General features: G+C 72.7%; 20 protein-coding genes. 13 read left to right on the forward strand and 7 right to left on the reverse strand.

Annotation, left to right across the window (positions count from 1 at the left end; genetic code table 11):
- Positions 1 to 101: 101 nt before the first annotated feature.
- The 3 genes from ACFYM0_RS15640 to pdhA (ACFYM0_RS15650) are packed head-to-tail and all read right to left on the reverse strand — an operon-like array spanning position 102 to position 3,842.
- Positions 102 to 1,634: a dihydrolipoamide acetyltransferase family protein gene (locus tag ACFYM0_RS15640; RefSeq protein WP_388501270.1), complete on the reverse strand. Its 1,533-nt coding sequence runs from the start codon at positions 1,632 to 1,634 to the stop codon at positions 102 to 104.
- A 13-nt stretch (positions 1,635 to 1,647) separates the two neighbouring features.
- Positions 1,648 to 2,628 carry an alpha-ketoacid dehydrogenase subunit beta gene (locus tag ACFYM0_RS15645; protein WP_388501272.1) on the reverse strand — a complete coding sequence of 327 codons (981 nt, stop codon included), beginning with the start codon at positions 2,626 to 2,628 and terminating at the stop codon, positions 1,648 to 1,650.
- 5 nt (positions 2,629 to 2,633) lie between these two features.
- Entirely contained in the window at positions 2,634 to 3,842 is a 1,209-nt protein-coding gene (pdhA, locus tag ACFYM0_RS15650) for a pyruvate dehydrogenase (acetyl-transferring) E1 component subunit alpha (protein WP_388501275.1), read from the reverse strand.
- A 325-nt stretch (positions 3,843 to 4,167) separates the two neighbouring features.
- Between pdhA (ACFYM0_RS15650) and ACFYM0_RS15655 the strand changes: the two genes are divergently transcribed.
- Positions 4,168 to 4,830 carry a response regulator transcription factor gene (locus tag ACFYM0_RS15655; RefSeq protein ID WP_266906697.1) on the forward strand — a complete coding sequence of 221 codons (663 nt, stop codon included), beginning with the start codon at positions 4,168 to 4,170 and terminating at the stop codon, positions 4,828 to 4,830.
- A gap of 149 nt (positions 4,831 to 4,979) precedes the next feature.
- Positions 4,980 to 5,396, forward strand: a complete 417-nt coding sequence (locus ACFYM0_RS15660) for a pyridoxamine 5'-phosphate oxidase family protein (RefSeq protein ID WP_388501278.1) — start codon at positions 4,980 to 4,982, stop codon at positions 5,394 to 5,396.
- A gap of 91 nt (positions 5,397 to 5,487) precedes the next feature.
- Here the strand turns inward: ACFYM0_RS15660 and ACFYM0_RS15665 are convergent, their stop codons facing one another.
- Positions 5,488 to 7,056, reverse strand: coding sequence for a protein kinase (locus ACFYM0_RS15665; protein ID WP_388501281.1), 1,569 nt, complete (start codon positions 7,054 to 7,056; stop codon positions 5,488 to 5,490).
- Between the two features lie 294 nt (positions 7,057 to 7,350).
- Between ACFYM0_RS15665 and ACFYM0_RS15670 the strand changes: the two genes are divergently transcribed.
- The 11 genes from ACFYM0_RS15670 to ACFYM0_RS15720 all read left to right on the forward strand — a co-directional run bounded on the left by ACFYM0_RS15670 (position 7,351) and on the right by ACFYM0_RS15720 (position 20,334).
- Positions 7,351 to 9,060, forward strand: a complete 1,710-nt coding sequence (locus ACFYM0_RS15670) for a protein kinase (protein ID WP_388501283.1) — start codon at positions 7,351 to 7,353, stop codon at positions 9,058 to 9,060.
- 151 nt (positions 9,061 to 9,211) lie between these two features.
- On the forward strand, positions 9,212 to 9,646 hold the full coding sequence (locus ACFYM0_RS15675; RefSeq protein WP_388501286.1) for a hypothetical protein: 435 nt from the start codon (positions 9,212 to 9,214) through the stop codon (positions 9,644 to 9,646).
- Positions 9,647 to 9,712: 66 nt separating this feature from the next.
- Positions 9,713 to 10,276: a hypothetical protein gene (locus ACFYM0_RS15680; protein WP_388501289.1), complete on the forward strand. Its 564-nt coding sequence runs from the start codon at positions 9,713 to 9,715 to the stop codon at positions 10,274 to 10,276.
- 73 nt (positions 10,277 to 10,349) lie between these two features.
- The gene (locus tag ACFYM0_RS15685; protein ID WP_388501292.1) at positions 10,350 to 11,042 is read left to right on the forward strand and encodes a PadR family transcriptional regulator; all 693 of its coding nucleotides are present in this window, start codon (positions 10,350 to 10,352) and stop codon (positions 11,040 to 11,042) included.
- Between the two features lie 34 nt (positions 11,043 to 11,076).
- On the forward strand, positions 11,077 to 11,808 hold the full coding sequence (locus tag ACFYM0_RS15690; protein WP_388501294.1) for an ABC transporter ATP-binding protein: 732 nt from the start codon (positions 11,077 to 11,079) through the stop codon (positions 11,806 to 11,808).
- On the forward strand, positions 11,805 to 14,651 hold the full coding sequence (locus ACFYM0_RS15695) for an FtsX-like permease family protein (RefSeq protein WP_388501296.1): 2,847 nt from the start codon (positions 11,805 to 11,807) through the stop codon (positions 14,649 to 14,651). Before ACFYM0_RS15690 ends, ACFYM0_RS15695 begins: the two co-directional genes overlap by 4 nt.
- A 95-nt stretch (positions 14,652 to 14,746) precedes the next feature.
- The gene (locus ACFYM0_RS15700) at positions 14,747 to 15,286 is read left to right on the forward strand and encodes a bacterial proteasome activator family protein (protein WP_266906713.1); all 540 of its coding nucleotides are present in this window, start codon (positions 14,747 to 14,749) and stop codon (positions 15,284 to 15,286) included.
- A 698-nt stretch (positions 15,287 to 15,984) separates the two neighbouring features.
- A complete protein-coding gene (locus ACFYM0_RS15705; RefSeq protein WP_388501298.1) occupies positions 15,985 to 16,893 on the forward strand; it encodes an NTP transferase domain-containing protein in 909 nt (302 codons plus the stop codon).
- The gene (locus ACFYM0_RS15710; protein WP_388501301.1) at positions 16,890 to 18,230 is read left to right on the forward strand and encodes a molybdopterin molybdotransferase MoeA; all 1,341 of its coding nucleotides are present in this window, start codon (positions 16,890 to 16,892) and stop codon (positions 18,228 to 18,230) included. Before ACFYM0_RS15705 ends, ACFYM0_RS15710 begins: the two co-directional genes overlap by 4 nt.
- Entirely contained in the window at positions 18,218 to 19,318 is a 1,101-nt protein-coding gene (locus ACFYM0_RS15715) for a potassium channel family protein (RefSeq protein ID WP_388501302.1), read from the forward strand. Before ACFYM0_RS15710 ends, ACFYM0_RS15715 begins: the two co-directional genes overlap by 13 nt.
- A gap of 38 nt (positions 19,319 to 19,356) precedes the next feature.
- Positions 19,357 to 20,334 carry an NAD(P)H-quinone oxidoreductase gene (locus tag ACFYM0_RS15720; protein WP_388501304.1) on the forward strand — a complete coding sequence of 326 codons (978 nt, stop codon included), beginning with the start codon at positions 19,357 to 19,359 and terminating at the stop codon, positions 20,332 to 20,334.
- Between the two features lie 343 nt (positions 20,335 to 20,677).
- Here the strand turns inward: ACFYM0_RS15720 and ACFYM0_RS15725 are convergent, their stop codons facing one another.
- The 3 genes from ACFYM0_RS15725 to pdhA (ACFYM0_RS15735) are packed head-to-tail and all read right to left on the reverse strand — an operon-like array spanning position 20,678 to position 24,185.
- Positions 20,678 to 22,024: a dihydrolipoamide acetyltransferase family protein gene (locus tag ACFYM0_RS15725; RefSeq protein WP_388501306.1), complete on the reverse strand. Its 1,347-nt coding sequence runs from the start codon at positions 22,022 to 22,024 to the stop codon at positions 20,678 to 20,680.
- Complete coding sequence (locus ACFYM0_RS15730; protein WP_327253893.1) at positions 22,024 to 23,037, reverse strand: alpha-ketoacid dehydrogenase subunit beta; 1,014 nt, start codon at positions 23,035 to 23,037, stop codon at positions 22,024 to 22,026. Before ACFYM0_RS15730 ends, ACFYM0_RS15725 begins: the two co-directional genes overlap by 1 nt.
- Positions 23,034 to 24,185 carry a pyruvate dehydrogenase (acetyl-transferring) E1 component subunit alpha gene (gene pdhA, locus ACFYM0_RS15735; RefSeq protein ID WP_388501731.1) on the reverse strand — a complete coding sequence of 384 codons (1,152 nt, stop codon included), beginning with the start codon at positions 24,183 to 24,185 and terminating at the stop codon, positions 23,034 to 23,036. Before pdhA (ACFYM0_RS15735) ends, ACFYM0_RS15730 begins: the two co-directional genes overlap by 4 nt.
- Positions 24,186 to 24,242 lie beyond the last annotated feature (57 nt).

Genomic DNA, 24,242 nt, shown 5'->3' on the forward strand with positions numbered 1-24,242 from the left:
GTCCGGGAGCGGCCCGGGAGGCGTCCGGGAGCGCTCCGGGGCCGGTTCGAGGCGAAATTCCGGCCTCCGGGTGGGTACCCGGAGGCCGGAACGCCGGGCCGTCAGGACCAGGTGATCAGACGGCGGGGGTGCTCCAGGACGGCGGCGATGTCCGCGAGGAAGCGGGAGCCGAGTTCGCCGTCGATGAGGCGGTGGTCGAAGGACAGCGCCAGGGTGGTGACGTGGCGGGCCTTGACCTTGCCCTTGTGGACCCACGGCTGGAGCTTGATCGCGCCGACCGCGAGGATCGCGGACTCGCCGGGGTTCAGGATGGGCGTGCCGGTGTCGACGCCGAAGACGCCGACGTTGGTGATGGTGATCGTGCCCTGCTGCATGTCGGCCGGGGAGGTCTTGCCCTCGCGGGCCGTGGCGACCAGTCCGGACAGTGCCTGCGACAGCTCGCCGAGCGTCTTGGCGTGGGCGTCCTTGATGTTCGGGACGATCAGCCCGCGCGGGGTGGCCGCCGCGATGCCCAGGTTGACGTAGTGCTTGAGCACGATCTCCTGGGCCGCCTCGTCCCAGGACGCGTTCACGTCCGGGTTGCGGCGGATCGCCACGAGGACGGCCTTGGCGATCAGGAGCAGCGGGTTGATCCGCAGACCGGCGAGGTCCGGGTCATCCTTGAGCTCCTGGACCAGCTTCATCGTGCGGGTCACGTCGAAGGTGATGAACTCGGTGACGTGCGGCGCGGTGAAGGCGGATCCGACCATGGCCTGGGCGGTGACCTTGCGGACGCCCTTGACCGGGATACGGGTCTCGCGGGCGGATCCGGGCACCTCGGCCGTGGCCTGTACCGGAGCCGCCTGTACCGGAGCCGCCTGGGCCGCCGGAGCCGGGGCCACCGGAACCGCCGGAGCCACGGCCTGCGGGGCGATCGCCGCCGCGGCCGCCGCGTGCACGTCCTCGCGGGTCACGACCCCGCCGTCGCCGGTCGGGATCACCGTCGCCAGGTCGATGCCGAGGTCCTTGGCGAGCTTGCGCACCGGCGGCTTCGCCAGTGCGCGGGCCGCGCTCGAACCGGCGACCGGGGTGGCCGTGCCGCTCGGGGGCTGCGCACCGGTCGTCCCCGGCTGGGCCGGGACCGCTACGGACTGCGTGGCGGCGGGAGCGGCCGGAGCCGGCTGCGCGATACCCGTGCCGTTCTGCGCAGCGACCGCCGGCTGCGGTGCCTTGCGCGGGCGGCGCTTCGTGGAAGCGGTGGAAACTCCGTACCCGACCAGGACGGGCTGGCGGGCCGTGGGGGCCGCGTCCCCGGCGCCGCCGGCGGCCTCCGAGTCCGCCGTCGCCGCCGGAACGGCAGCAGCGGCCGGAGCACCGGCGACAGCCGAAGCAGCCTCCCCCGCGTCACCGCCGGAGGCCGTCCGCACCGAAATGATCACCTGGCCGACGTCGACCGTGACGCCCTCCTCGAAGAGGAGCGCGTGCACGACCCCGTCGAAGGGGATCGGCAGCTCGACGGCCGCCTTCGCCGTCTCCACCTCGCAGACGACCTGGCCGTCGGTGACGGTGTCACCCGGCTGGACGTACCACTTGAGGATCTCGGCCTCGGTGAGGCCCTCGCCCACATCGGGCATCTTGAATTCGCGGATCGTCATCGCAGGGCTCTCCTCAGTACGCCAGCGAGCGGTCGACTGCGTCGAGCACCCTGTCCAGGCCCGGCAGGTACTCGTCCTCCAGGCGGGCCGGCGGGTACGGGGCGTGGTAGCCGCCCACGCGCAGCACGGGCGCCTCCAGGTGGTAGAAGCACCGCTCCGTGATGCGAGCGGCGATCTCCGAACCCACCCCGAGGAACACCGGCGCCTCGTGGACCACCACGAGCCGGCGGGTCTTCTCCACCGACGCCTGGATCCCGTCGAAGTCCACCGGGGACATCGAGCGCAGGTCCACGACCTCGACCGACTTGCCCTCCTCGGCGGCGGCCGCGGCGGCCTCCAGGCAGACCTTCACCATGGGCCCGTAGGCCGCCAGGGTGATGTCGGTGCCCGTGCGGGCCACCCGCGAGCCGTGCAGCGCGTCCGGGATGGCCTCGGTGTCGACCTCGCCCTTGTCCCAGTAGCGGCGCTTCGGCTCGAAGAAGATGACCGGGTCGTCGCTGAGGATGGCCTGCTGGAGCATCCAGTAGGCGTCGCTGGCGTTGGACGGCGAGACCACCTTGAGGCCCGGGACGTGCGCGAACAGCGTCTCCGGGGACTCCGAGTGGTGCTCGACCGCGCCGATGCCGCCCGCGTAGGGGATGCGGATGACGACCGGCATCTTGATGGTGCCGAGCGAACGCGCGTGCATCTTGGCGAGCTGCGTGACGATCTGGTCGTACGCCGGGAAGACGAACCCGTCGAACTGGATCTCCACGACCGGCCGGTACCCGCGCAGGGCCAGGCCGATGGCGGTGCCGACAATGCCGGACTCGGCGAGCGGGGTGTCGATGACCCGCTCCTCGCCGAAGTCCTTCTGCAGTCCGTCGGTGATGCGGAAGACGCCGCCGAGCTTGCCGACGTCCTCGCCCATGATCAGGACCTTGGGGTCCTCTTCCAGGGCCTTGCGCAGGGAGTCGTTGAGCGCCTTGGCAATGGTGAGCTTCTGTACGGCCATGACGGTCACTCCCCGCCTTCGAAGGACGCGAGGTAGGCGGCGAACTGCGCGCGCTCCTCGTCGACGAGCGCGTGCCCGTCCGCGTAGACGTTCTCGAAGATCGCCATCGTGTCGGGGTCGGGCATCGAGCGGACGACCTCGCGCACCCGCTTGCCGAGTGCCTCGCTCTCCACCTCCAGCTGCTCGAAGTACGCCTCGTCGGCGCCTCCGGTGGCCAGCAGGTGGGCCTTCAGGCGCAGGATCGGGTCCTTGGCCTCCCAGGCCGCCGTCTCCTCGTCGCGCCGGTACTTCGTCGGGTCGTCGGACGTGGTGTGCGCACCCATCCGGTACGTGAAGGCCTCCACCAGGGTGGGCCCCTCTCCCCGGCGGGCCCGCTCCAGTGCCCAGCGGGTCACCGCGAGGCAGGCCAGCACGTCGTTGCCGTCCACCCGGACGCCCGGGAAGCCGAAGCCCTGGGCACGCTGGTAGAGCGGCACGCGCATCTGGCGCTCGGTGGGCTCGGAGATGGCCCACTGGTTGTTCTGGCAGAAGAACACCACGGGCGAGTTGTAGACCGCCGAGAAGGTGAAGGCCTCCGCCACGTCGCCCTGGCTGGACGCGCCATCGCCGAAGTAGGCGATGACGGCCGAGTCGGCGCCGTCCTTGGCCACGCCCATCGCGTACCCGGTCGCGTGCAGCGTCTGGGAGCCGATGACGATCGTGTACAGGTGGAAGTTGTTGGTGGTCGGGTCCCAGCCACCGTGGTTCACACCGCGGAACATGCCGAGCAGGTTGGTCGGGTCGACCCCGCGGCACCAGGCCACGCCGTGCTCGCGGTACGTCGGGAAGACGTAGTCGTCGTCGCGCAGGGCCCGGCCGGAGCCGATCTGGGCGGCCTCCTGGCCGAGCAGCGAGGCCCACAGGCCCAGCTCTCCCTGGCGCTGGAGCGCGGTCGCCTCGCCGTCGAAGCGGCGGGTCATGACCATGTCGCGGTAAAGACCGCGCAGGTCGTCGGTGGTGATGTCGGCGACGAAGGGCGCGAATTCCGCGACGTCGGGATTTTCCGCGACGTCGACGCGCACCCCCTCGGGCGTCAGCAGCTGTACGAGCTGGGGCTCGGCGTCATGCGTCTTCGCGGTGGCAGCGGCAGGCTTGGCGGCGTTGGCCGCGCCGGCCGGCCGCTTGGTGCCGCTGCTGCGTCGCGGCTTGCGCGCGGCAGTGCTCTCCACGGTCACGATTGCTCCTCCGTCGGTCCGGCACCCGGGTTCTCCGGGGACCAGTGCGGCTCACCTGGATCTCTGCCCGCGCACGGGGTGGGTGCGCTCCGGGTCTGGGATTCAGGCGTGACAGGTGCCCCGGCGAGTGCCCTGCGCAATGCACGTTACCCAGTGCGTCGCATAACTGCGAAACCCCGTTTGACCTGCGATTTTGCTTGGATTTCCAAGTAAATCGGCGGAACCGGGAACAACCACTGGTCACAGCCTTGCAGGGGGCCGGAACAACGGCACGTTATCCCGCTCGTCACCGGCAGGGAAGGGGTGAGTGTGTGAAACTGAGTTCGTGCGCGAAAACGGAAAAATCAAGGTATTCCTCCTGGACGACCACGAAGTGGTACGTCGGGGAGTTCACGAGCTGTTGTCGATGGAATCGGACATCGAGGTCGTGGGTGAGGCCGGTACGGCCGCCGACGCCCTGGTCCGCATCCCCGCCACCCGCCCCGACGTGGCCGTGCTCGACGTCCGGCTGCCCGACGGCAGCGGCGTGGAGGTGTGCCGCGAGGTGCGCTCCCAGAACGAGGACATCAAGTGCCTGATGCTCACCTCGTTCGCCGACGACGAAGCGCTGTTCGACGCGATCATGGCCGGCGCCTCGGGCTACGTGCTCAAGGCCATCCGCGGGAACGAGCTGCTCAACGCGGTGCGTGACGTGGCGGCCGGCAAGTCCCTGCTGGACCCCGTCGCCACGGCGCGGGTGCTGGAGCGGCTGCGCGACGGCAAGAACGGCAAGGGCGACGACCGGCTCTCGAACCTCACCGAGCAGGAGCGCAAGATCCTCGACCTGATCGGCGAGGGCCTGACGAACCGCGTCATCGGCGAGCGGCTGCACCTGGCCGAGAAGACGATCAAGAACTACGTCTCCAGCCTGCTGTCCAAGCTCGGCATGGAGCGCCGGTCCCAGGCCGCCGCGTACGTGGCCCGGCTGCAGGCCGAGAAGGGGCGCTGAGCCCCCCTCCCCCGCATTCGCTACAGAGCGTTACGCCCCGTGGTCGCACGATTCCACGGGGCGCGCTGTTTCATTCGGGACCAACGTCCCCGATGTGCGGGGCTGGCTCCTCTTTTCCGGCACGGTGTCGGTACCGGACAGTGGATGACATGTCCCCAGAGGAACTCCACGCCATCGAACTGCTGCGCCGCGTGCCGTACGGCCGAGCCGCCACCAGCATGCGCGCGCTGCCCTTCCTCGCCGTCGCGCGCCACATCGTGGTGAACGGCAAGGTCCTCCTGAGAATGCACGCCGGTTTCGGCTACCACCACGCCTGCAACGGCAGCGTGGTCTCGTACGGAGCCGACAACTTCAATTCCGGCGAGTCCCAGCTGTGGTCGGTGCAGTTCACCGGCACCGCGAACCTCGTCGAACCCACCACCGCCGAACTGGAACTGTTCGGCCCCGGTCCGCACTTCGTGGACGGCGCGGTCTTCGACCCCGTCTACATGCGGATCGAGCCGCACCTCGTCACCGTCCACACCCTCGCGGGCAATCTGGACCGGCAGTACCAGCACGCGCTCTGAGCAGCACCCCTCGGGACTTTGGTCCCGAGAGGAACGGCCCGGCGGCCCACTCATCGAGAGGGGCCGCCGGGCCGTTCTTCGTGACTCAGGGCTACTCCCCGGCGTCCCCGTCCCCGCCGTCCACGGGCGGCTTCGACGGGGTCTCCACCGGAGTGGACTTCGACGAGCTCGGCGTGGGCGACGGAGTCGGCGTGGGCGTGGGGGTCGGCGTCGGGGTCGGCGTGGGCGTCGGCGACGGGGAGTACGACGGCGAGTACGAGTAGCTCGGCGTGGAGGACTTGCTGCGGCTCGGGCCCGGCGTGTACGAGTTCTCCGGCGCCGACTTGGACGTCGAGGTCTCCGGCGCCGGGCTCTCCGGCGTCGCACCGTCCGAGGAGGACGCGGAGCTCGCCGGCGGGGTCACGCTCGTGTCGGGGTCCTTCTTGCCGCCGCCGAAGTTGTCGACCGCGTACGCCACGCCGCCCGCGACCGCGAGGACGGCGAGCACCGCGAACAGCCACAGCTTCCAGTTGCCCCCGCGGGGGCGGTCGTCGTAGCCGCCGGGCCCGTTGTAGCCGCCGTTCCCGCCGTGGCCGTTGCCGCCCCCGCCGGGGAAGGCGGAGCCGTCGTCCGGGTTCAGCGGCGGCACCATCGCCTGCTGGAACTGCGAGGTCGAGGAGTGCGAACCGTACGGCGGCTGGCCCTGGCCGGGCGTCGCCATCGCCGTGGTCTGCGCCGGGCCGCGCCCGTGCGGCAGCGCCATGGTGACCGGGCCGGTGTTCCAGGTGCCGGTGTTGGCCCCCTGGTCGTGCAGCATCTGCAGGGCGTACTGGACCAGCCCGCGCATCTCCTCGGCACTCTGGAACCGGTCGTCCGGGTCCTTGGCGAGGGCGCGCATGACGAGCCCGTCGAGCTCCTGCGGGATCTGCCCGCCCTCCGGCAGCTGCGAGGGCGGGATCGGCGCGTCCTGCACGTGCTGGTAGACCACCGACAGCGGGGTCTCCCCGGTGAACGGGGGACGCAGCGACAGGAGTTCGTAGAGCAGGCAGCCCGTCGCGTACAGGTCGGAGCGGTGGTCCACGGCCTTGCCGAGGGCCTGTTCGGGCGAGAGGTACTGCGGCGTGCCCATGACCATGCCGGTCTGGGTCATCGTCGACTGCGCGCCGTGCAGGGCGCGGGCGATGCCGAAGTCCATCACCTTGACCGCGCCGGTGTCCGTGATGATCACGTTGGCGGGCTTGATGTCGCGGTGCACGATGCCGTGCTGGTGCGAGTACGCGAGCGCTTCGAGCACACCGGAGGTGATGATCAGCGCCTGGTCGGGGCCCGGGGCCTCGGCGCTGATCAGCAGGTCGCGGATGGTGCGGCCCTCGACGAGCTCCATGACGATGTAGGGGACGACGTTCGGGCCGACCCGGTCCTCGCCCGAGTCGTACACGGCGACCACGGCATGGTGGTTGAGGCCGGCGACCGACTGCGCCTCGCGCGTGAAGCGGGCCTTGGACACCGGGTCTTCGGCCAAGTCCGGGCGCAGCAGCTTGACGGCGACGGTCCGGCCCAGCCGGACGTCCTCCGCGGCGAAGACCTCCGCCATGCCGCCCCGGCCCAGACGGTGGGTCAGCCGGTAACGGCCGTCGCCCACCAGGCCGCCCGCGCCCCAGTGCTCAGGACCCTCTGCCATCCCGGCGCCGCTTCCCTCGGGTTCGGGTGCCATCAGTCCTCACCGTCGTCTGTCTCGGCCGCCGCTCAGCGGTACGTCCTCATCGTGTGCTCCGACGAACGCTACAGCCTCGCAACCGGTCACTGTTCGGACAAGGACCCGTCACCCGACGACACGGCCCGCCTGTGGACCCCCTGTGGCCTTGTGGTCACGGAACGGGAACCTGGCTTGACGTGTGCTTGCCCTCCGGCAGACTGAGGCCGACATGCGCTCAGCCAGAGGCGTAGGGACACATCCCGAGGGGAAGCAACAGTCATGAGCCAGGACGGCACTCAGGGCCAGTACGCAGGCGGCTCTCTGGCCGGTGGCCGTTACCAGCTAAGGGACTTGCTCGGCGAGGGAGGCATGGCCTCCGTTTATCTCGCGTACGACTCGGCACTCGACCGCCAGGTCGCCATCAAGACCCTGCACAGCGAGCTCGGGCGCGAGCAGTCCTTCCGCGAACGCTTCCGCCGCGAGGCGCAGGCTGTAGCGAAACTGTCGCACACCAACATCGTCTCGGTATTCGACACCGGTGAGGGCGTCGTCTCCTTCGCGAACCCCTCGATGGCGGACGGCGCGGTCATGCCGTACATCGTCATGGAGTACGTCGAGGGCCAGCCGCTCGGCTCCGTCCTGCACGGCGACATCGCGCAGTACGGGGCCATGCCGGCCGACAAGGCGCTGAAGGTGACGGCCGACGTGCTGGCCGCCCTGGAGAGCAGCCACGAGATGGGGCTGGTCCACCGCGACATCAAGCCGGGCAACGTCATGATGACGCGGCGCGGAGTGGTGAAGGTCATGGACTTCGGCATCGCGCGGGCCATGCAGTCGGGGGTCACCTCGATGACGCAGACCGGCATGGTCGTCGGCACCCCGCAGTACCTCTCCCCCGAGCAGGCGCTCGGACGGGCCGTGGACGCACGCTCCGACCTGTACTCGGTGGGCATCATGCTCTTCGAGCTGCTGACCGGGCGGGTCCCCTTCGTCTCCGATTCGGCCCTGGGCATGGCGTACGCGCACGTGCAGGAGGAGCCCGTCGCGCCCTCCTCCATCAACCGCGCGGTCACCCCGGCGATGGACGCCCTGGTGGCGCGGGCCCTGAAGAAGAACCCGAACGAGCGTTTCCCCACCGCCGCCGCCATGCTCGACGAGGTCGCGCGGGTGGCGAGCGCCGGGCACGCCGGGGCACCGGTCATCGTCCCGGGCTCGCACCCGACGAACAGCGGCGCGGGGCTCGGCTCGGCCGTGTTCCCGCCGGTGGACTCCGCCCTGCAGGCGCCGCCGCACTCGGTGCAGCAGCCGTACCAGGCTCCGCACACTCCGGTGCCGTCCGCGTACGCGCCGACGCCGGCGCCGGGGCCGCAGGCCGGGGCGTACGGGTACCCGCAGCAGCACCAGCAGCAGCCCTCGCACTTCCAGCAGCAGGCGCAGACCCCGGCCCCTTACTCCGCCTCGACCCCACCGCCGTACACGCTCTCGCCGCAGGGCGGTCAGGGCGGTCAGGGTCCCGCCGCGGGCACCCGGAAGAGGAACACCCCGGTCCTGGTGGGCGCCGTCGTGGTGGCGCTGCTGGCCATCGGCGGGCTGATCGCCGCGCTGGACCTCGGCGGGGACGACAAGGACAAGGCCGGGCCGCCGGCCCCGGGCTCCTCCACCTCGGCGTCCTCCTCGGCGTCCGGCCCAGCGAAGGCCGGGCACAAGGGGCCGGACCTCTCGCGGACGATCGAGGAGTCCAAGTGCACGGAGGCTCCGAAGCACCGCACCCAGACCGGCAAGCTCACGGCGCCGGACTTCCGGTACATGAACGAGGTCTCGGTGAAGGCGTGCATCCGGGCCGCCGGCTGGAAGTACGACCCGAAGCCCAAGGACGAAGCGGTGTACGGCGAGGGGACCGTCGTGGAGCAGTACCCCGCCGACGGCGAAGCCATCGACCCGAAGGAAGCCACCTTCACCCTGTACATCTCGACCGGCGACCCGGAGTGATCCGGGCTCGATCCTTGAGTGATCCGGGATTGATACGGGAGTGATCGGGCGCTGAGGGGTGCGCCACGGAGGAGTGAACGGAGTTCGCCCGCCGGGCGGCGGCTCTGATACATACGCGCAGGTCACACCCGACGCACCTCCGGGAGTCCTGTTGCACCACCCCGCGCGCAACCTCGTCCGCGTCCTCACCGCCACCGCCGCCGCGCTGGCGGTGGGCGCGCTCGCCGTCGCGCCCGCCTCGGCGGCCGGCGCCTCGTCCAGCTGCGACACCGCCGGCGCCTACGGCAGCGCCGACTGGACGTGGCTGAACGGCTCCACCCTCATCCACGTCAGGCTCACGTCCGTGGACACCGCGGACGACGCCCGCGTCGCGGGGGTCCAGCTCTACACGCTGGACCACCACGGCGGCTCGCACGACTGGCCCTGGCGCTTCAACAAGCGCGGGGCCGGCAAGAGCCAGACCTGGGAGACCACCCTCCAGGACAAGCGCGGGATCGACCGGGTCGGCGTACAGGCCGCGGCGTTCAACGACGCCGGCCACCGGAGCCTGTGCGGGTCCGGATCCGTGAAGAATCCGACCTTCTGAGCGGGCCGGCATCCCGAACGGCCCGTACGGGATGCCGGTTTTGTCCGGTTATGTAAATCTGAGTCCGTGACCTACGCCCGCGCGCTGCGCTGGACCGCCGGGGCAGCGTTGGCGACCGCCACGCTGCTGATCACGGCGCCCGCGCACGCTGCGGCCTCCGGGTCCGCCCCGGCCGCCGCTCCGGCCCTCGCCCCCGCGTTCACCCCGGCCCTCCCGTTCGCCTCCGCCCACGTCTTCGCCCCTGCGCCGGCCCGCGCCTCCACGGCCGTGGCCGCGGCCGTGGCCGACGCGGCCGTTACCGACACGGCCGACCGCGCCTTCGAGGATCTGGCCGGGAGTTCCGCCGGGGCCGGGCGGGAGCGGCCCGGGCGGCCGGTGGGCGAGCCCGCCAATCCCGAGACCGTGCTCGCCGCGCGCCCCGTTCCGGCGCACCCGCGCACCGAGCGGCTCGCGGCGGTTCCCGCACTCCCCTCCGAGCCCCCTGCGGTCCGGGTGATCGGCGCACTCGGCACCGAGCCGAACGAGCGTGCCGCCGACCTGGCCGCGCACATACTGCCGCTCGGAACGGGATTCGCCCTGATGGGGCTGGGTCTCGGGTTCATGGGAATGCGGCTGCGCCGGGGCACGTAGCCCCCGGGTCCCCCTTGCGGCGTAGGCCCCAGGATGGTTGCGGAGCGATACATACTCGGTATACATACTGAGTATGTCGATCCGCCACGGCCTTCTCGCCCTGCTGGAACGGGGCCCCCGGTACGGCTCCCAGCTGCGCACCGAATTCGAGTCCCGCACCGGTTCCACCTGGCCGCTCAACGTCGGGCAGGTGTACACCACGCTCGCCCGGCTGGAGCGCGACGGCCTCGTCGCCCCCGGCGGCGAGGACACCGCCGGGCACACTCTGTACGCCATCACCGAGACCGGGCGCCACGAACTGCGCGAGTGGTACGAGCGTCCCGTCGACCGGGCCAACCCGCCCCGGGACGAGCTCGCCATCAAGCTCGCCATGGCCGTGGGCGCGCCCGGCGTGGACATCCGCGCCGTCATCCAGGCCCAGCGGCACGCCACCGTCCAAGCCATGCAGGACTACACCCGGCTCAAGGCGCAGGCGCTCGCGGCCATCGAGAGCGGGCGCGGCAGCGAGCGCGACGACATCGCCTGGCTGCTGGTCCTGGAACAGCTGATCTTCCAGACCGAGGCCGAGGCCCGCTGGCTCGACCACTGCGAGTCCCGGCTCGTACGGCTGTCCGCGCGCGGGGAGCGCGCGCCCGCCGAGGCCGAACCGCCCGAGGGCCACCGCGCGGCCCCCGGGGCCACGACCGCCCCGACCACACCCATGACCGCACCCACGACCGACACCGACCGGTCTCTTTCCCGCACCGCCCGCACGCGGCGGGTCTGAAACCACCGCTCCACGCCCCAGGGGGGAACCCTTCATGCCCGACCAGCCCGTACTGCAGCTGGACCAGCTCGTCCGCACCCACGGCAGCGGCGCCACCGAGGTGCACGCCCTGCGCGGGATCAACCTCTCCGTGTACCCCGGCGAACTCGTCGCCGTCATGGGCCCCTCCGGGTCCGGCAAGTCCACGCTGCTGACCCTCGCCGGCGGACTCGACACCCCGAGCAGCGGCAAGGTGATCGTCGAAGGCACGGACATCACCACCGCGAGCCGCAAGCAGCTGGCCGCCCTGCGCCGCCGCAGCATCGGGTACGTCTTCCAGGACTACAACCTGATCCCGGCCCTCACCGCCGCCGAGAACGTCGCCCTGCCGCTCGAACTCGACGGGGTCTCCGCCCGCAAGGCCCGCGTCTCGGCGCTCGCCGCCCTCGAGGAGATGAACCTCGGGCAGCTCGCCGACCGCTTCCCCGACGAGATGTCCGGCGGCCAGCAGCAGCGCGTGGCCATCGCCCGCGCCCTGGTCGGCGACCGCCGCCTGGTCCTCGCCGACGAGCCGACCGGCGCCCTGGACTCCGAGACCGGTGAATCCGTACTCGCCCTGCTGCGCTCGCGCTGCGACGCCGGTGCGGCCGGGATCCTGGTCACCCACGAGCCGCGCTTCGCCGCGTGGGCCGACCGCGTGGTGTTCCTGCGCGACGGCAGCGTCGTCGACGAGACCCTGCGCAGCCAGGCCGACTCCCTGCTCTCCGGGCAGGCGGCCGCTCAGTGATCTCCTCGTACCACTCCTGGATCGCGGCGATCCGGATAGCCCGCCGTGACGCCTGGCGCTCCAAGGGCCGCAGTGCCCTCGTCCTGGCCATGATCGCCCTGCCGATCGTCGGCGTGAGCGCCGTCGACCTCACCATCCGCAGCTCGGAGCTCTCCACCGAGCAGCGGATCGACCGCGTACTCGGCGCCGCCGACGCCAAGCTGACCTCCTCCGGCGTGGACGCGCCGATCTACCAGAGCCCCGACGCGCAGAACTACGCCCCGGTCGGCGGCTACGACAAGTACGAACCGAGCACGGACGGCCGGGACAAGCCCGTCGCGCCCGAACTCCCGGCCGGAGCGCAGTCCGTCAAGGACAGCACTGCCTACGCCAAGGTCCGCAGCCGGTACGGGATCCTGGACGCCGAGCTCCGCGAGGTGGACCCGACGAGTCCGCTGATCAAGGGCCTGTGGACGCTGGAGCGCGGCCGGCTGCCGCAGGCTCCCGGCGAGGTCCTCGCCACCGGCGCCTTCCTGGAGGAGTCCGGGTACTTCCTCGGCTCCAGCGTGACCCCGCGCGAGTCGACCACCTCGTACAAGATCGTCGGCGTCTACGAGATGCCCGACGACCTGCACAACTCACAGCTCCTGGCCCTGCCGGGAACCCTGCTGGCCCCGCTCGACCGGGACCGGAGGGCCGCCGGCGGCACGGGGATGGACCCCCAGGACGAGTACCTGGTGAAGGTCGGCGGCGAAGGTTTCACGTGGAACATGGTCAAGGAGACCAACGCCAGGCTGCACCTCCTCGTCGAATCCCGCGTCGTGCTGCTCGACCCGCCGGCCGACTCCGAAGTGCCGCTCTACACCCAGCAGCCCAAGAACATGTGGCAGCCCGGCGTGACCCTCGGAGCCACCGAACTGGCCATCGCCTCCACCGTCGTCGGCCTCGCCATGCTGGAGATCTGCCTGCTGGCCGGACCCGCCTTCGCGGTCGGCGCCCGGCGCTCGCGCCGCCAGCTCGGCCTGGTCGGCGCCAACGGCGGTGACCGGCGGCACATCCGGGCCATCGTGCTCTCCGGCGGCCTCGTCATCGGCGCCGCGGCGGCCGTCATCGGCACCGTCATCGGCATCGCCCTCACCGTCGGGCTCCGCCCGGTGCTGGAGGACACGATCGGCAAGCGGTTCGGCAGCTTCGACGTCCGCCCGCTGGAACTCCTCGCCATCGGCCTGCTCGCGGTCCTGACCGGCCTGCTGGCCGCCATCGTCCCGGCCGTCAACGCCTCCCGGCAGACCGTGCTGGCCTCCCTCACCGGCCGCCGCGGCGTGCGCCGGGCCAACCGGGTGCTGCCCGTCCTCGGTCTGATCGCCATCGCGGGCGGGGCCGCCATCGCCCTGTTCGGCTCCGTCTCCAAGATGGGCGCCACCGTCGTCGCGGGCGGCAGCGCCATCGCCGAGCTGGGCGTCGTCGCCCTCACCCCCACCCTGGTCGGCCTGTTCGGCCGCGTCGGCCGGTGGCTGCCGCTGTCGCCCCGCCTCGCGCTGCGCGACGCCGTCCGCAACCGGGGGCGCACCGCCCCGGCCGTTGCCGCCGTCCTGGCCGCCGTCGCCGGCACCGTCGCCGTGGCCACGTTCGAGCACAGCAGGGAGATCCAGGCGCGGCACGAGTACGTCGCCCATCTCCCGTACGGCGCCGGTCTGATCGAGAGCAACGAGTTCACCGCGTACCGGGACATGCCCGCGGTGCGCGAGACCCTGTCGAGGGAACTCCCGGTGGCCGTAAGGGCCGACGTGGACCGCCTCGTCGTCGGCAAGCCGGGCTGCTCCCCGTACGGGGACGACCCGGAGTGCGGGATGGCCGAGATCATCATCCCGAAGGCGCAGCGCTGCCCCCTCTACTCGGCCGTGAACGGACCGGAATCGTTCTCCCTGGACGAACGGAAGAAGCTGCGCACCGACTGGCGGTGCCAGTACGACCGCTTCGGCGTCCAGTACCCCCTGGTCGTCGCCGACGACAAGCTGATGTCCGTCCTCGGGGTGGAGGATCCGGGCGCCGCTGCCGCGCTGAAGGCGGGCAAGGCCGTCTCCTTCAAGAAGCAGCACGTGCGCGACGGCAAGGTCACCGTGCGGCTGGTCAAGGGCCGGGGCGAGTCCGCCCCCGGCGCCGCGCCCGATGAGCCGCCGCCCGGCAAGGACAAGGTCTTCGCCGCGTACCAGGTGCCCGAATCGGCGAAGGGCTACGGCGTCGAGCTGGTGCTGCCGCCCGCGGCGGCCAAGAGCGCCGGCATCGCCACCGTCCCCTTCGGCTCGTACTTCACCCTCGACGGGGGCGCGAGCTCCGAGCAGCGTCAGCGCCTCGAGGGGGCCCTGGACAAGCAGGGCGTGGACACCAGCGTCCGGATCGAGAAGGGCTACGAGGGCGACGACAGCCTGGTCATGCTCGTCCTGACCGTGTTCGCGGGCCTGGTCACCATCGGCGCGGCCGGCATCGCGACCGGCCTCGCCCAGGCCGACGCCGAAGGCGACCTGAAGACCCTGGCGGCGGTCGGCGCACCGCCGCGGGTGCGGCGCACGCTCAGCGGCTTCCAGTGCGGGGTGGTCGCCCTGATGGGCGTGGTCCTCGGCTCGGCGGCCGGGATCCTGCCCGCGGTCGGGCTCCGCCTCACCGAGCGGCGGGCCGCGGCCGACCTGGTCCGCAACGGCATCGAGAACGGCTACGAGGCGGCCACCGAGGCCGTCCCGTACATCCCGATCGCGGTGCCCTGGACCACGCTGGGCGGGCTGCTGATCGTGGTCCCGGTGGGCGCGGCCCTGCTGGCGGCCCTGGTCACCCGGTCGAGCGGAGCGCTGGCCCGCCGCGAGGTCTGACGATTCCGGTGCCGGTTGGTGCCCCCGCACAGGGTGGATCACGCCCGTGCGGGGGCACACCGTGTGAATACGAAGGTGTGCGAGAGAATGACGGCATGGAGATGCCGAGGAGTGAACGGTCGCAGGACAGCCCCCCGCCCGGCCTGATCGTGGGGCAGGACGGGATGCCGGTCGGCGGCGCCGATGACGAGTCGCGCGAGGTCCCGGTGACGGAGATGGTCGAACAGCCCGCCAAGGTCATGCGGATCGGCAGCATGATCAAGCAACTCCTGGAAGAGGTACGCGCCGCACCTCTGGACGAGGCCAGCCGGGTCCGTCTCAAGGACATTCACGCAGCGTCGGTGAAGGAGCTGGAAGACGGCCTGGCTCCCGAGCTGGTGGAGGAACTGGAGCGGCTCTCCCTTCCCTTCACGGAGGAGGCGATCCCCTCCGAGGCGGAACTGCGGATCGCCCAGGCACAGTTGGTGGGCTGGCTGGAAGGCCTGTTCCACGGCATCCAGACGGCCCTGTTCGCGCAGCAGATGGCGGCGCGGGCCCAGCTGGAACAGATGCGCCGCGCCCTCCCGCCGGGCTCCTCCCACGAGGACGACGAGGACGGCCCCCACGGCGCCATCCGCTCGGGCCCGTACCTCTAACACCCGCCCCGCCCCACCCCTCCGGGGCCGCCCCACGGCGGCCCCGGAGCCATGTCCACCCCCACCACCGACCGCTTCCAGCCGTCCGCCCCCTCAGCCCCGCAACCCGGGGCGAACCCCCACTCCCAGCCCGCCCGGCACCTGAGCCCCGGGGCCCGGGGGCGGAGCCCCACGTACAGCCATCCGGCGCCTGAGCCCCGGGGCCCGGGGCGGAGCCCCACCTACAGCCGTCCGGCGCTTGAGGACCGGGGTCCGGGGCGGAGCCCCACCCACAGCCATCCGGCGCTTGAGGACCGGGGTCCGGGGCGGAGCCCCACCCACAGCCATCCGGCGCTTGAGGACCGGGGTCCGGGGCGGAGCCCCGAGGGGTCCGGGGCGGAGCCCCGAGGGGTCCGGGCGCAGCCCCGAGGGGTCCGGGCGCAGCCCCGAGGGGTCCGGGCGCAGCCCCGAGGGGTCCGGGCGCAGCCCCGAGGGGTCCGGGCGCAGCCCGGCACCCCTCCCCAGCCCGTCCGGCGCTTGAGGACCGGGTCAGGGCCGGCCCTGGGAACGGTGGAAGGGCGGGTAGGGGACTTCGCCCCGCGCAGCGGCACACCCCACGCCCACCCGCCCATCGGGCCACCCGCGCCCACCGGGCCACCGGGTAGGGACCCGGTAAACGCCGCAGCCCATCCGGCCCCAACCCCCCGCATACTCGGGGAATGACCTACGACGCCATCGTCCTGGCCGGCGGCGCCGCAAGCCGACTCGGCGGAGCCGACAAACCCGGCCTGCTCGTCGGCGGCCGCCCCCTCCTCGACCGCGTCCTGGACGCCTGCGCGGACGCCCGCACCACCGTCGTCGTAGCCGCCCGCAGGCAGACGCCCCGCCCCGTGCACTGGGCCCGGGAGGACCCCCCGGGCGGCGGCCCCCTCGCCGCACTGGACGCCGGGCTGCGGCACACCACCGCCCCGCTGGTCCTCGTGCTCTCCGCCGATCTGCCGTTCCTGGACCGGGACACGGTCCACTCCCTGCTCGGAGCCCTCGACGCGCCCGGGCAGCACGCCCGGGACGGAGCCCTGCTCCGGGACCCGGGCGGCCGCGACCAGCCCCTGGTCGCCGCGTACCGCGCCGAGCCCCTGCGCAGGGAAATCGCCCTGCTGGCCACCGAACACGGCTCGGTGAACGGCCTCCCCCTGCGCGCCCTCACCGCCGAGCTCGACCTCGCCCCGGTCACCGCGGCTGCGCCACTCGCCTCCTTCGACTGCGACACCTGGGACGATCTCGCCGCCGCCCGCGCCCGAATCAGAGAGCATGGAACCGTGCTGGAGCAATGGATCACCGCCGTCAAGAACGAGCTGGGCATCGACGTCGCCGTCGACACCAAGACCCTGCTCGACCTCGCCCGTGACGCCGCGCACGGCGTCGCCCGGCCCGCCGCCCCGCTGACGACCTTCCTCGTCGGCTACGCGGCGGCCCACGCCGAAGCCACCGGCGCCGACCCCGAGCAGGCCGTGGCCGAGGCCTCCCGCAAGGCCGCCGAACTGGCCCTGCGCTGGGCCGCGGAAGGCGAAGCCGCGGAAGCCGCCGGTCGCGAGGCCACCGGTCCCGAAGCGACCGGCTCCGGATGACCACCGACCCCGGCACCGACGCCGACGCCGACCGCGCCCTCGACCAGGCCCTCGCACTGGTCAGCCGCGCCCCCCGCCCCGACGCCGCCAACGGCGCCAACGGCACCGGCGGCGGCACCGGCGGCGCCCACCGCGCCGCGACCTGGCTCCGGGCCCGGGAGACCGCGACCCGCGCCGGTGCGGCCGTCCGCGGCCGCACCCACCGGGTCGCCCTGGCGGCCGCCCTCGGCGAAGTACTGGCCGCGCCGCTCGACGCCCTGGGCGACCTGCCGTCCTTCGACACCTCCGCGATGGACGGCTGGGCCGTCGCCGGGCCCGGCCCGTGGACCGTCCGCCCCGGCGAAGGCGCGCTGGCCGGGAGCGAGCGCCCCGCGCCCCTCGCGGACGGCGAGGCCGTACGGATCGCCACCGGCGCCCGGATCCCCGCGGACACCACCGCCGTGATCCGCAGCGAGCACTCCCGCGAGGCCGGCACCCTGCTGTACGCCGAGCGGCCCGTCGCCACCGGCCAGGACATCCGCCCGCGCGGCCAGGAGTGCCGCTCCGGCGACCTCCTGCTGCCGGCGGGCTCCCTGGTGACCCCTGCCGTCCTCGGTCTCGCCGCGGCCGCCGGGTACGACGAGCTGACCACCCGCCCCCGGCCGCGCGTGGAGATCCTGGTCCTCGGAGACGAGCTGCTCACCGAGGGACCCCCGCACGACGGCCTGATCCGCGACGCGCTCAGCCCCATGCTCGGCCCCTGGCTGACCCGGCTCGGCGCCGAGGTCATCGCCGTCCGGCGGCTCGGCGACGACCCGGCGGGCGCCGCGGCGCTGCTGGCGGCCGTCACCGACTCCACCGCCGACGTGGTCATCACCACCGGCGGCACCGCCTCCGGCCCCGTCGACCACGTCCACCCCGTGCTCGCCAAGGCCGGCGCCGAACTGCTCGTCGACGGTGTCGCGGTACGCCCCGGGCACCCGATGCTGCTGGCCCGCCTCGGCGACGGCCCCGACAGCCGCCACTGGGTGGGCCTGCCCGGCAACCCGCTGGCCGCCGTCTCCGGGCTGCTCACCCTCGCCGAACCGCTGCTGCGGGCCCTCGCCGGACGGCGTCCGCGCCCCCGGTACGTGGTGCCCGTGGAGGGCGACGTACCGGGCCACCCGCACGACACCCGGCTCGTACCGGTCCTGCTGACCGAGGACCACGCCGTACCGCTGCGCTACAACGGGCCGGCGATGCTGCGCGGCGTGGCCGCCGCGGACGCGCTGGCCGTCGTACCCCCGAACGGGGCCCGGTCCGGACAGGAATTGGAGATCCTCGATCTCCCGTGGGCCTCAGGGGGATGTTTCACGTGAAACTTCACGGATCCGACGCGATGGCACGCGGCGCCGACGAGAAACTCGTCTCGCGCCGCATCAAACTGCCCAAGCGCATCGTCGAAAAACCGCTCCGTCAGGTCACCCGGCGCCTGCTGATGGCACTGTTCGTGATGTCCCTGACGGTCCTGATCGTGTGGATCGACCGCGACGGCTACCACGACAACGCCAACGACAAGGTCGACTTCCTCGACTGCGTCTACTACGCGACCGTCACCCTGTCGACGACCGGCTACGGCGACATCGTCCCGTACAGCGACAGCGCGCGGCTGGTCAACGTCCTGCTGATCACCCCGCTGCGCGTGCTGTTCCTGATCATCCTGGTCGGCACCACCCTGGAAGTCCTCACCGAACGGACCAGGGAAGAGTGGCGGCTCAGCCGCTGGAGGAAGAACTTGCGCGAGCACACGGTCGTCGTCGGCTTCGGCACGAAGGGCCGCTCCGCCCTCCAGACCCTGCTGGCCACCGGCCTCAGCAAGGAGCAGGTCGTCATCGTCGACCCCAGCGCCAAGGTGATCGACATCGCCAACGCGGAGGGGTTCACCGGGGTCGTCGGCGATGCCACGCGCTCCGAAGTCCTGCTGCGCGCGGAGATCCAGAAGGCCCGTCAGATCGTCATCGCCACCCAGCGCGACGACACGGCGGTCCTGGTCACCCTGACCGCACGCCAGCTCAACCGCGGCGCGAAGATCGTGGCGGCCGTCCGGGAAGAGGAGAACGCACCGCTGCTGCGCCAGTCGGGCGCGGACGCGGTCATCACCAGCGCGAGTGCGGCGGGCCGGCTGCTCGGACTCTCGGTGCTCAGCCCGAGCGCGGGCACGGTGATGGAAGACCTCATCCAGCAGGGCAGCGGGCTCGATCTGATCGAGCGTCCGGTGAACCGCGCGGAGGTCGGCAAATCGGTCCGGGACACCGACGACCTGGTCGTCAGCGTCCTGCGCGGCCACCGCCTGCTCCCGTACGACGATCCGCACGCGAGCCCCCTCCAGCTGACGGACCGTGTGATCACCATCGTCCGCGCGGTCCCGCCGAGTTCGCCGCCGGTGGTCCTGGGCTCGGCCGAGTAGCCCTCCGTCCGGCGGGCCCGACCGGTAGCCTCCGGGCCATGTATGCGATCACCATCGAAGAGCCCGGCGGTCCCGAGTCCCTGGTGTGGGCCGAAGCACCCGACCCGGTGGCCGGCGACGGCGAGGTCATCGTCGAGGTGGCGGCGAGCGCCGTGAACCGCGCCGACGTCCTGCAGCGGCAGGGTTTCTACAACCCTCCGCCCGGCGCCTCGCCCCATCCCGGCCTGGAGTGCTCCGGGCGGATCTCCGAGGTCGGTCCCGGGGTGTCCGGCTGGTCGGTCGGCGACGAGGTGTGCGCGCTGCTCGCCGGCGGCGGGTACGCGCAGCGGGTGGCCGTCCCCGCGGGCCAACTGCTGCCGGTACCGGCGGGCGTGGACCTGGTGACGGCGGCGGCCCTGCCGGAGGTCGTCTCCACGGTCTGGTCGAACGTGTTCATGGTGGCCGGTCTGCGCCCGGGCGAGACCCTGCTGGTGCACGGCGGATCGAGCGGCATCGGGACGATGGCGATCCAGCTCGCGAAGGCCGTGGGCGCACGGGTCGCGGTCACGGCGGGCGGCAAGGAGAAGCTGGCGCGCTGCGCCGAGCTGGGCGCGGACATCCTGATCGACTACCGCGAGCAGGACTTCGTGGAGGAGCTCCGGGCGGCCACGGACGGCGCCGGGGCGGACGTGATCCTGGACATCATGGGCGCCAAGTACCTGACCCGGAACGTGGACGCCCTCGCCGTGAACGGCCGCCTCGCGATCATCGGGCTCCAGGGCGGCATCAAGGCGGAGCTCAACCTGGCCGCCCTGCTGGCGAAGCGGGCGGCGATCACCGCCACCACGCTCCGGGCGCGCCCCCTGGAGGAGAAGGCGGCGATCGTCGCGGCCGTACGGGAACACGTGTGGCCCCTGGTCGCGGCGGGCCGCGTCCACCCGGTGGTGCACGGCACCTTCCCGATGCGGGATGCCGCGGAGGCCCACCGCGTCCTGGAATCCAGCACCCACGTGGGCAAACTGCTCCTGACCACCTGACCCGCCCGGGGCTCCGCGCTCTTCCAGCCGTCCGGCGCCTGAGACCCGGAGCCCGGGGCGGAGCCCCACCCACAGCCGTCCGGCGCCTGAGGACCGGGGCCCGGGGCGGAGCCCCACCCACAGCCGTCCGGCGCCTGAGGACCGGGGTCCGGGGCGGAGCCCCGAGGGGTCCGGGCGCAGCCCGGCACCCCTCCCCAGCCCGTCCGGCGCCTGAGGACCGGGTCAGGGCCGGCCCTGGGAACGGTGGAAGGGCGGGTAGGGGACTTCGCCCCGCGCAGCGGCAAGGGTCACAGCGGGGACTCCGCCCCGTAGGGCCGAGCCACCCGCACCCGCCCCCGCGGAGCTACAGGCTGCGCAGCAGCACCGAGGGCGACTCGACGCAGTCGGCGACGTACCGCAGGAACCCACCCGCGGTCCCCCCATCGCACACCCGGTGATCGAACGTCAGCGACAGCTGAACGACCTGACGGACCGCCAACTCCCCCTGGTACACCCAGGGCTTCGGAATGATCCGCCCCACACCGAGCATCGCCGCCTCGGGGTGGTTGATGATCGGCGTGGAGCCGTCGACCCCGAACACCCCGTAGTTGTTCAGGGTGAAGGTGCCGCCGGTGAGATCGGCCGGGGCCAGCTTCCCCGCCCGGGCCAGCTCCGTGAGCCGGGCGAACTCGGCCGACAGCGACTCCGCGCTGCGCGCCTGCGCGTCCCGGACCACCGGGACCATCAGCCCCCGCTCGGTCTGCGCGGCGAAGCCCAGGTGCACGGCCGGGAGCCGGACGATCTCCTTCGCTGCCAGGTCCACCGTGGAGTTGAGCTCCGGGTGGCGGGCCAGTGCCGCGGTGCAGATCCGGGCGAGCAGTGCGAGGACCGAGATCTTGGGACCGCCCGCGGCGTTCATCGCCGCCCGGGCCGCCATCAGCTCGGTGGCGTCCGCGTCGACCCAGCAGGTGGCGTCCGGGATCTCGCGCCGGCTGCGCGACAGCTTGTCCGCGACCGCGCCCCGCACGCCCTTGAGCGGCACACGGTCGCCCTGGGCGGCCGGAGCCAGCGGAGCTGCCGGAGCCGCCACCGCAACGGCGGCCTCCTGCGGCGCACGCAGGGCCGCCAACGCCGCCTCGACGTCCGCCCGCATGATCAGCCCGTCCGGCCCCGACCCCGACAACCCGCGCAGGTCGACCCCGCCGTCCCGTGCCAGCTTGCGCACGAGCGGCGAGATCACCGGCACGGGCCCGCCCGGAACCGCCGGAACCGCCGGAGCCACCGGAGCCGCGGGAACCACCGGTACGGCCGGAGCCACCGGCGCCGACACCGCGGCGGTGACGGGTCGCACCCGTCGCCGACGCGCCGGGCGCGAGTGGTCCGAGCCGTACCCGATCAGGGGCCTGGGCGCGTTCGCGGAGTCCGCGGCCCCCTCGGAGGAGACGGCATCGGCCGCCACGCTCTCCGCCCCCACCGCCACCGTGATCAGCGGGGCGCCGACGGGCAGTTCGGTCCCCTCCTCGCCGAAGCGGGCGGTGACCACGCCCCCGTACGGACAGGGCACCTCCACCATCGCCTTGGCCGTCTCGACCTCGACGACGGGCTGGTCGATGGCGACGACGTCGCCGACCGCCACCAGCCAGCGGACGATCTCCGCCTCGGTGAGCCCTTCTCCCAGGTCCGGCAGCTTGAACTCCATGACCTGCGGCATCAGTTCTCCCACTGCAGACGGGCCACGGTGTCCAGGATCCGGTCCACGCCGGGCAGGTGGTGCTTCTCCAGCATCGGCGGCGGATACGGGATGTCGAAGCCGGTGACGCGCAGCACGGGCGCTTCCAGGTGGTGGAAGCACCGCTCCGTGACGCGGGCGGCGATCTCCGCGCCCGGCCCGCCGAAGCCGCCCGACTCGTGGACCACCACCGCGCGCCCGGTCCGGCGTACGGAGGCCACGACGGTCTCCTCGTCGAAGGGGACCAGCGAGCGCAGGTCCACGACTTCCAGGTCCCAGCCCTCCTGGCGGGCCGCCTCGGCCGCCTCCATGCACACCGGCAGGGACGGCCCGTAGGTGATCAGCGTCGCGCTGGTGCCGGTCCGGCGGACGAGCGCCTTGCCTATCCCGGGGACCGCCGCGGGCGCTTCGGGCGACCAGTCGGACTTGGACCAGTACAGCCGCTTCGGCTCCAGGAAGATCACCGGGTCGTCACTGGCTATCGAGGCGCGCAGCAGTCCGTACGCGTCCTCGACCGTCGCCGGGGTCACGACGGTGAGGCCGGGGGTGGCCACGTAGTACGCCTCGGAGGAGTCGCAGTGGTGCTCCACGCCGCCGATCCCGCCGCCGTACGGCACCCGGATCGTGATCGGGAGCGGCATCGCGCCCCGCGTGCGGTTGCGCATCTTGGCCACGTGCGAGATCAGCTGCTCGAAGGCCGGGTACGCGAACGCGTCGAACTGCATCTCCACGACCGGCCGCAGCCCGTACATGGCCATGCCGACGGCCGCGCCGAGGATCCCGGCCTCGGCGAGCGGGGTGTCCGTACAGCGGTCCTCGCCGAACTCCTTCGCGAGGCCGTCCGTGATGCGGAAGACCCCGCCGAGCGCCCCGACGTCCTCGCCCATGACGTGGACGGCCGGGTCCTCGGCCATCGCGTCGCGCATCGCCCGGTTCAGGGCCTGCGCCATGGTCGCCGGCTTCGTGGTCGCCGTCTTCACCGCCACCGTGGTCATGATCCGTCCCCCTCTTCCTGCTCTGCCGCGTCCAGCTCGGCACGGAGCATGGCCGCCTGTTCGCGCAGCCGGCCGGTCTGCTCCGCGTAGACGTGTTCGAAGAGGTCCATCGGGTCGAGCACGGGCTCCGCGTTCATCGCGTCGCGGAGCTCCGCCGCCATCGTCTCGGCCGCGTCCTTGGCGGCCGCGATGCCCGCCTCGTCCAGCAGGCCGCGCGCGGTGAGCTCGCGCTCCAGCAGCTCGATCGGGTCGTGCGCCTTCCAGGCCTCGACCTCGGCGTCGCCCCGGTAGCGGGTGGCGTCGTCGGCGTTGGTGTGGGCCTCGATGCGGTACGTGACGGCCTCGATCATGGTCGGTCCGCCGCCGGACCGGGCTCGCCGGACCGCCTCGGACAGCACCTCGTGCATGGCGGCGATGTCGTTGCCGTCGACGAGGCGGCCGGGCATCCCGTACCCCACGGCCTTGTGGGCCAGGGTCGGGGCGGCGGTCTGCTTGGCGAGCGGGACGGAGATCGCGAAGCCGTTGTTCTGCACGAGGAAGACGACCGGCGCCTGCCAGACGGCGGCGAAGTTCATGGCCTCGTGGAAATCGCCCTCGCTGGTGCCGCCGTCGCCGACCATGGCGAGGGCGACCACGTCGTCACCGCGCAGCCGGGCGGCGTGCGCCAGGCCGACCGCGTGCGGCAGCTGGGTGGCCAGCGGCGTCGAGAGGGGGGCTATCCGGCGCTCGCGCGGGTCGTACCCGGTGTGCCAGTCGCCGCGCAGCAGCGTGAGGGCCTGTACGGGATCCAGTCCGCGCGCCACGGCCGCGAGGGTGTCGCGGTAGCTCGGGAAGAGCCAGTCCTGCTCCTCCAGGACCATCGCGGCGGCGATCTCGCACGCCTCCTGGCCGACGGTGGAGGGATATACGGCCAGACGGCCCTGCCGGGTGAGGGCGGTGGCCTGGGCGTTGTAGCGGCGGCCGCGCACCAGCTCGGCGTAGCAGCGGCGCATCAGCTCGGGGTCGAGCCGGTCGGCGGCCGGGGTGCCCAGCACCCGGTACGGCTCGGGGTCCGGGAGCAGCGGGGCGGCATCCGTACGGGGCCTCCAGGCGGGCGGCGGGGTGGAGCGGTGGGACGCACCGGCACCGGGCAGCTCTTGGACCGTCATGGCGGCGTACACCTCCTCGTGGGAAGCGGGCAGGGAGGCCTCGGGTGTGAGGCCCCT

The organism is Streptomyces sp. NPDC006487, from assembly GCF_042870555.1.
In the GTDB taxonomy this organism is placed as follows: domain Bacteria; phylum Actinomycetota; class Actinomycetes; order Streptomycetales; family Streptomycetaceae; genus Streptomyces.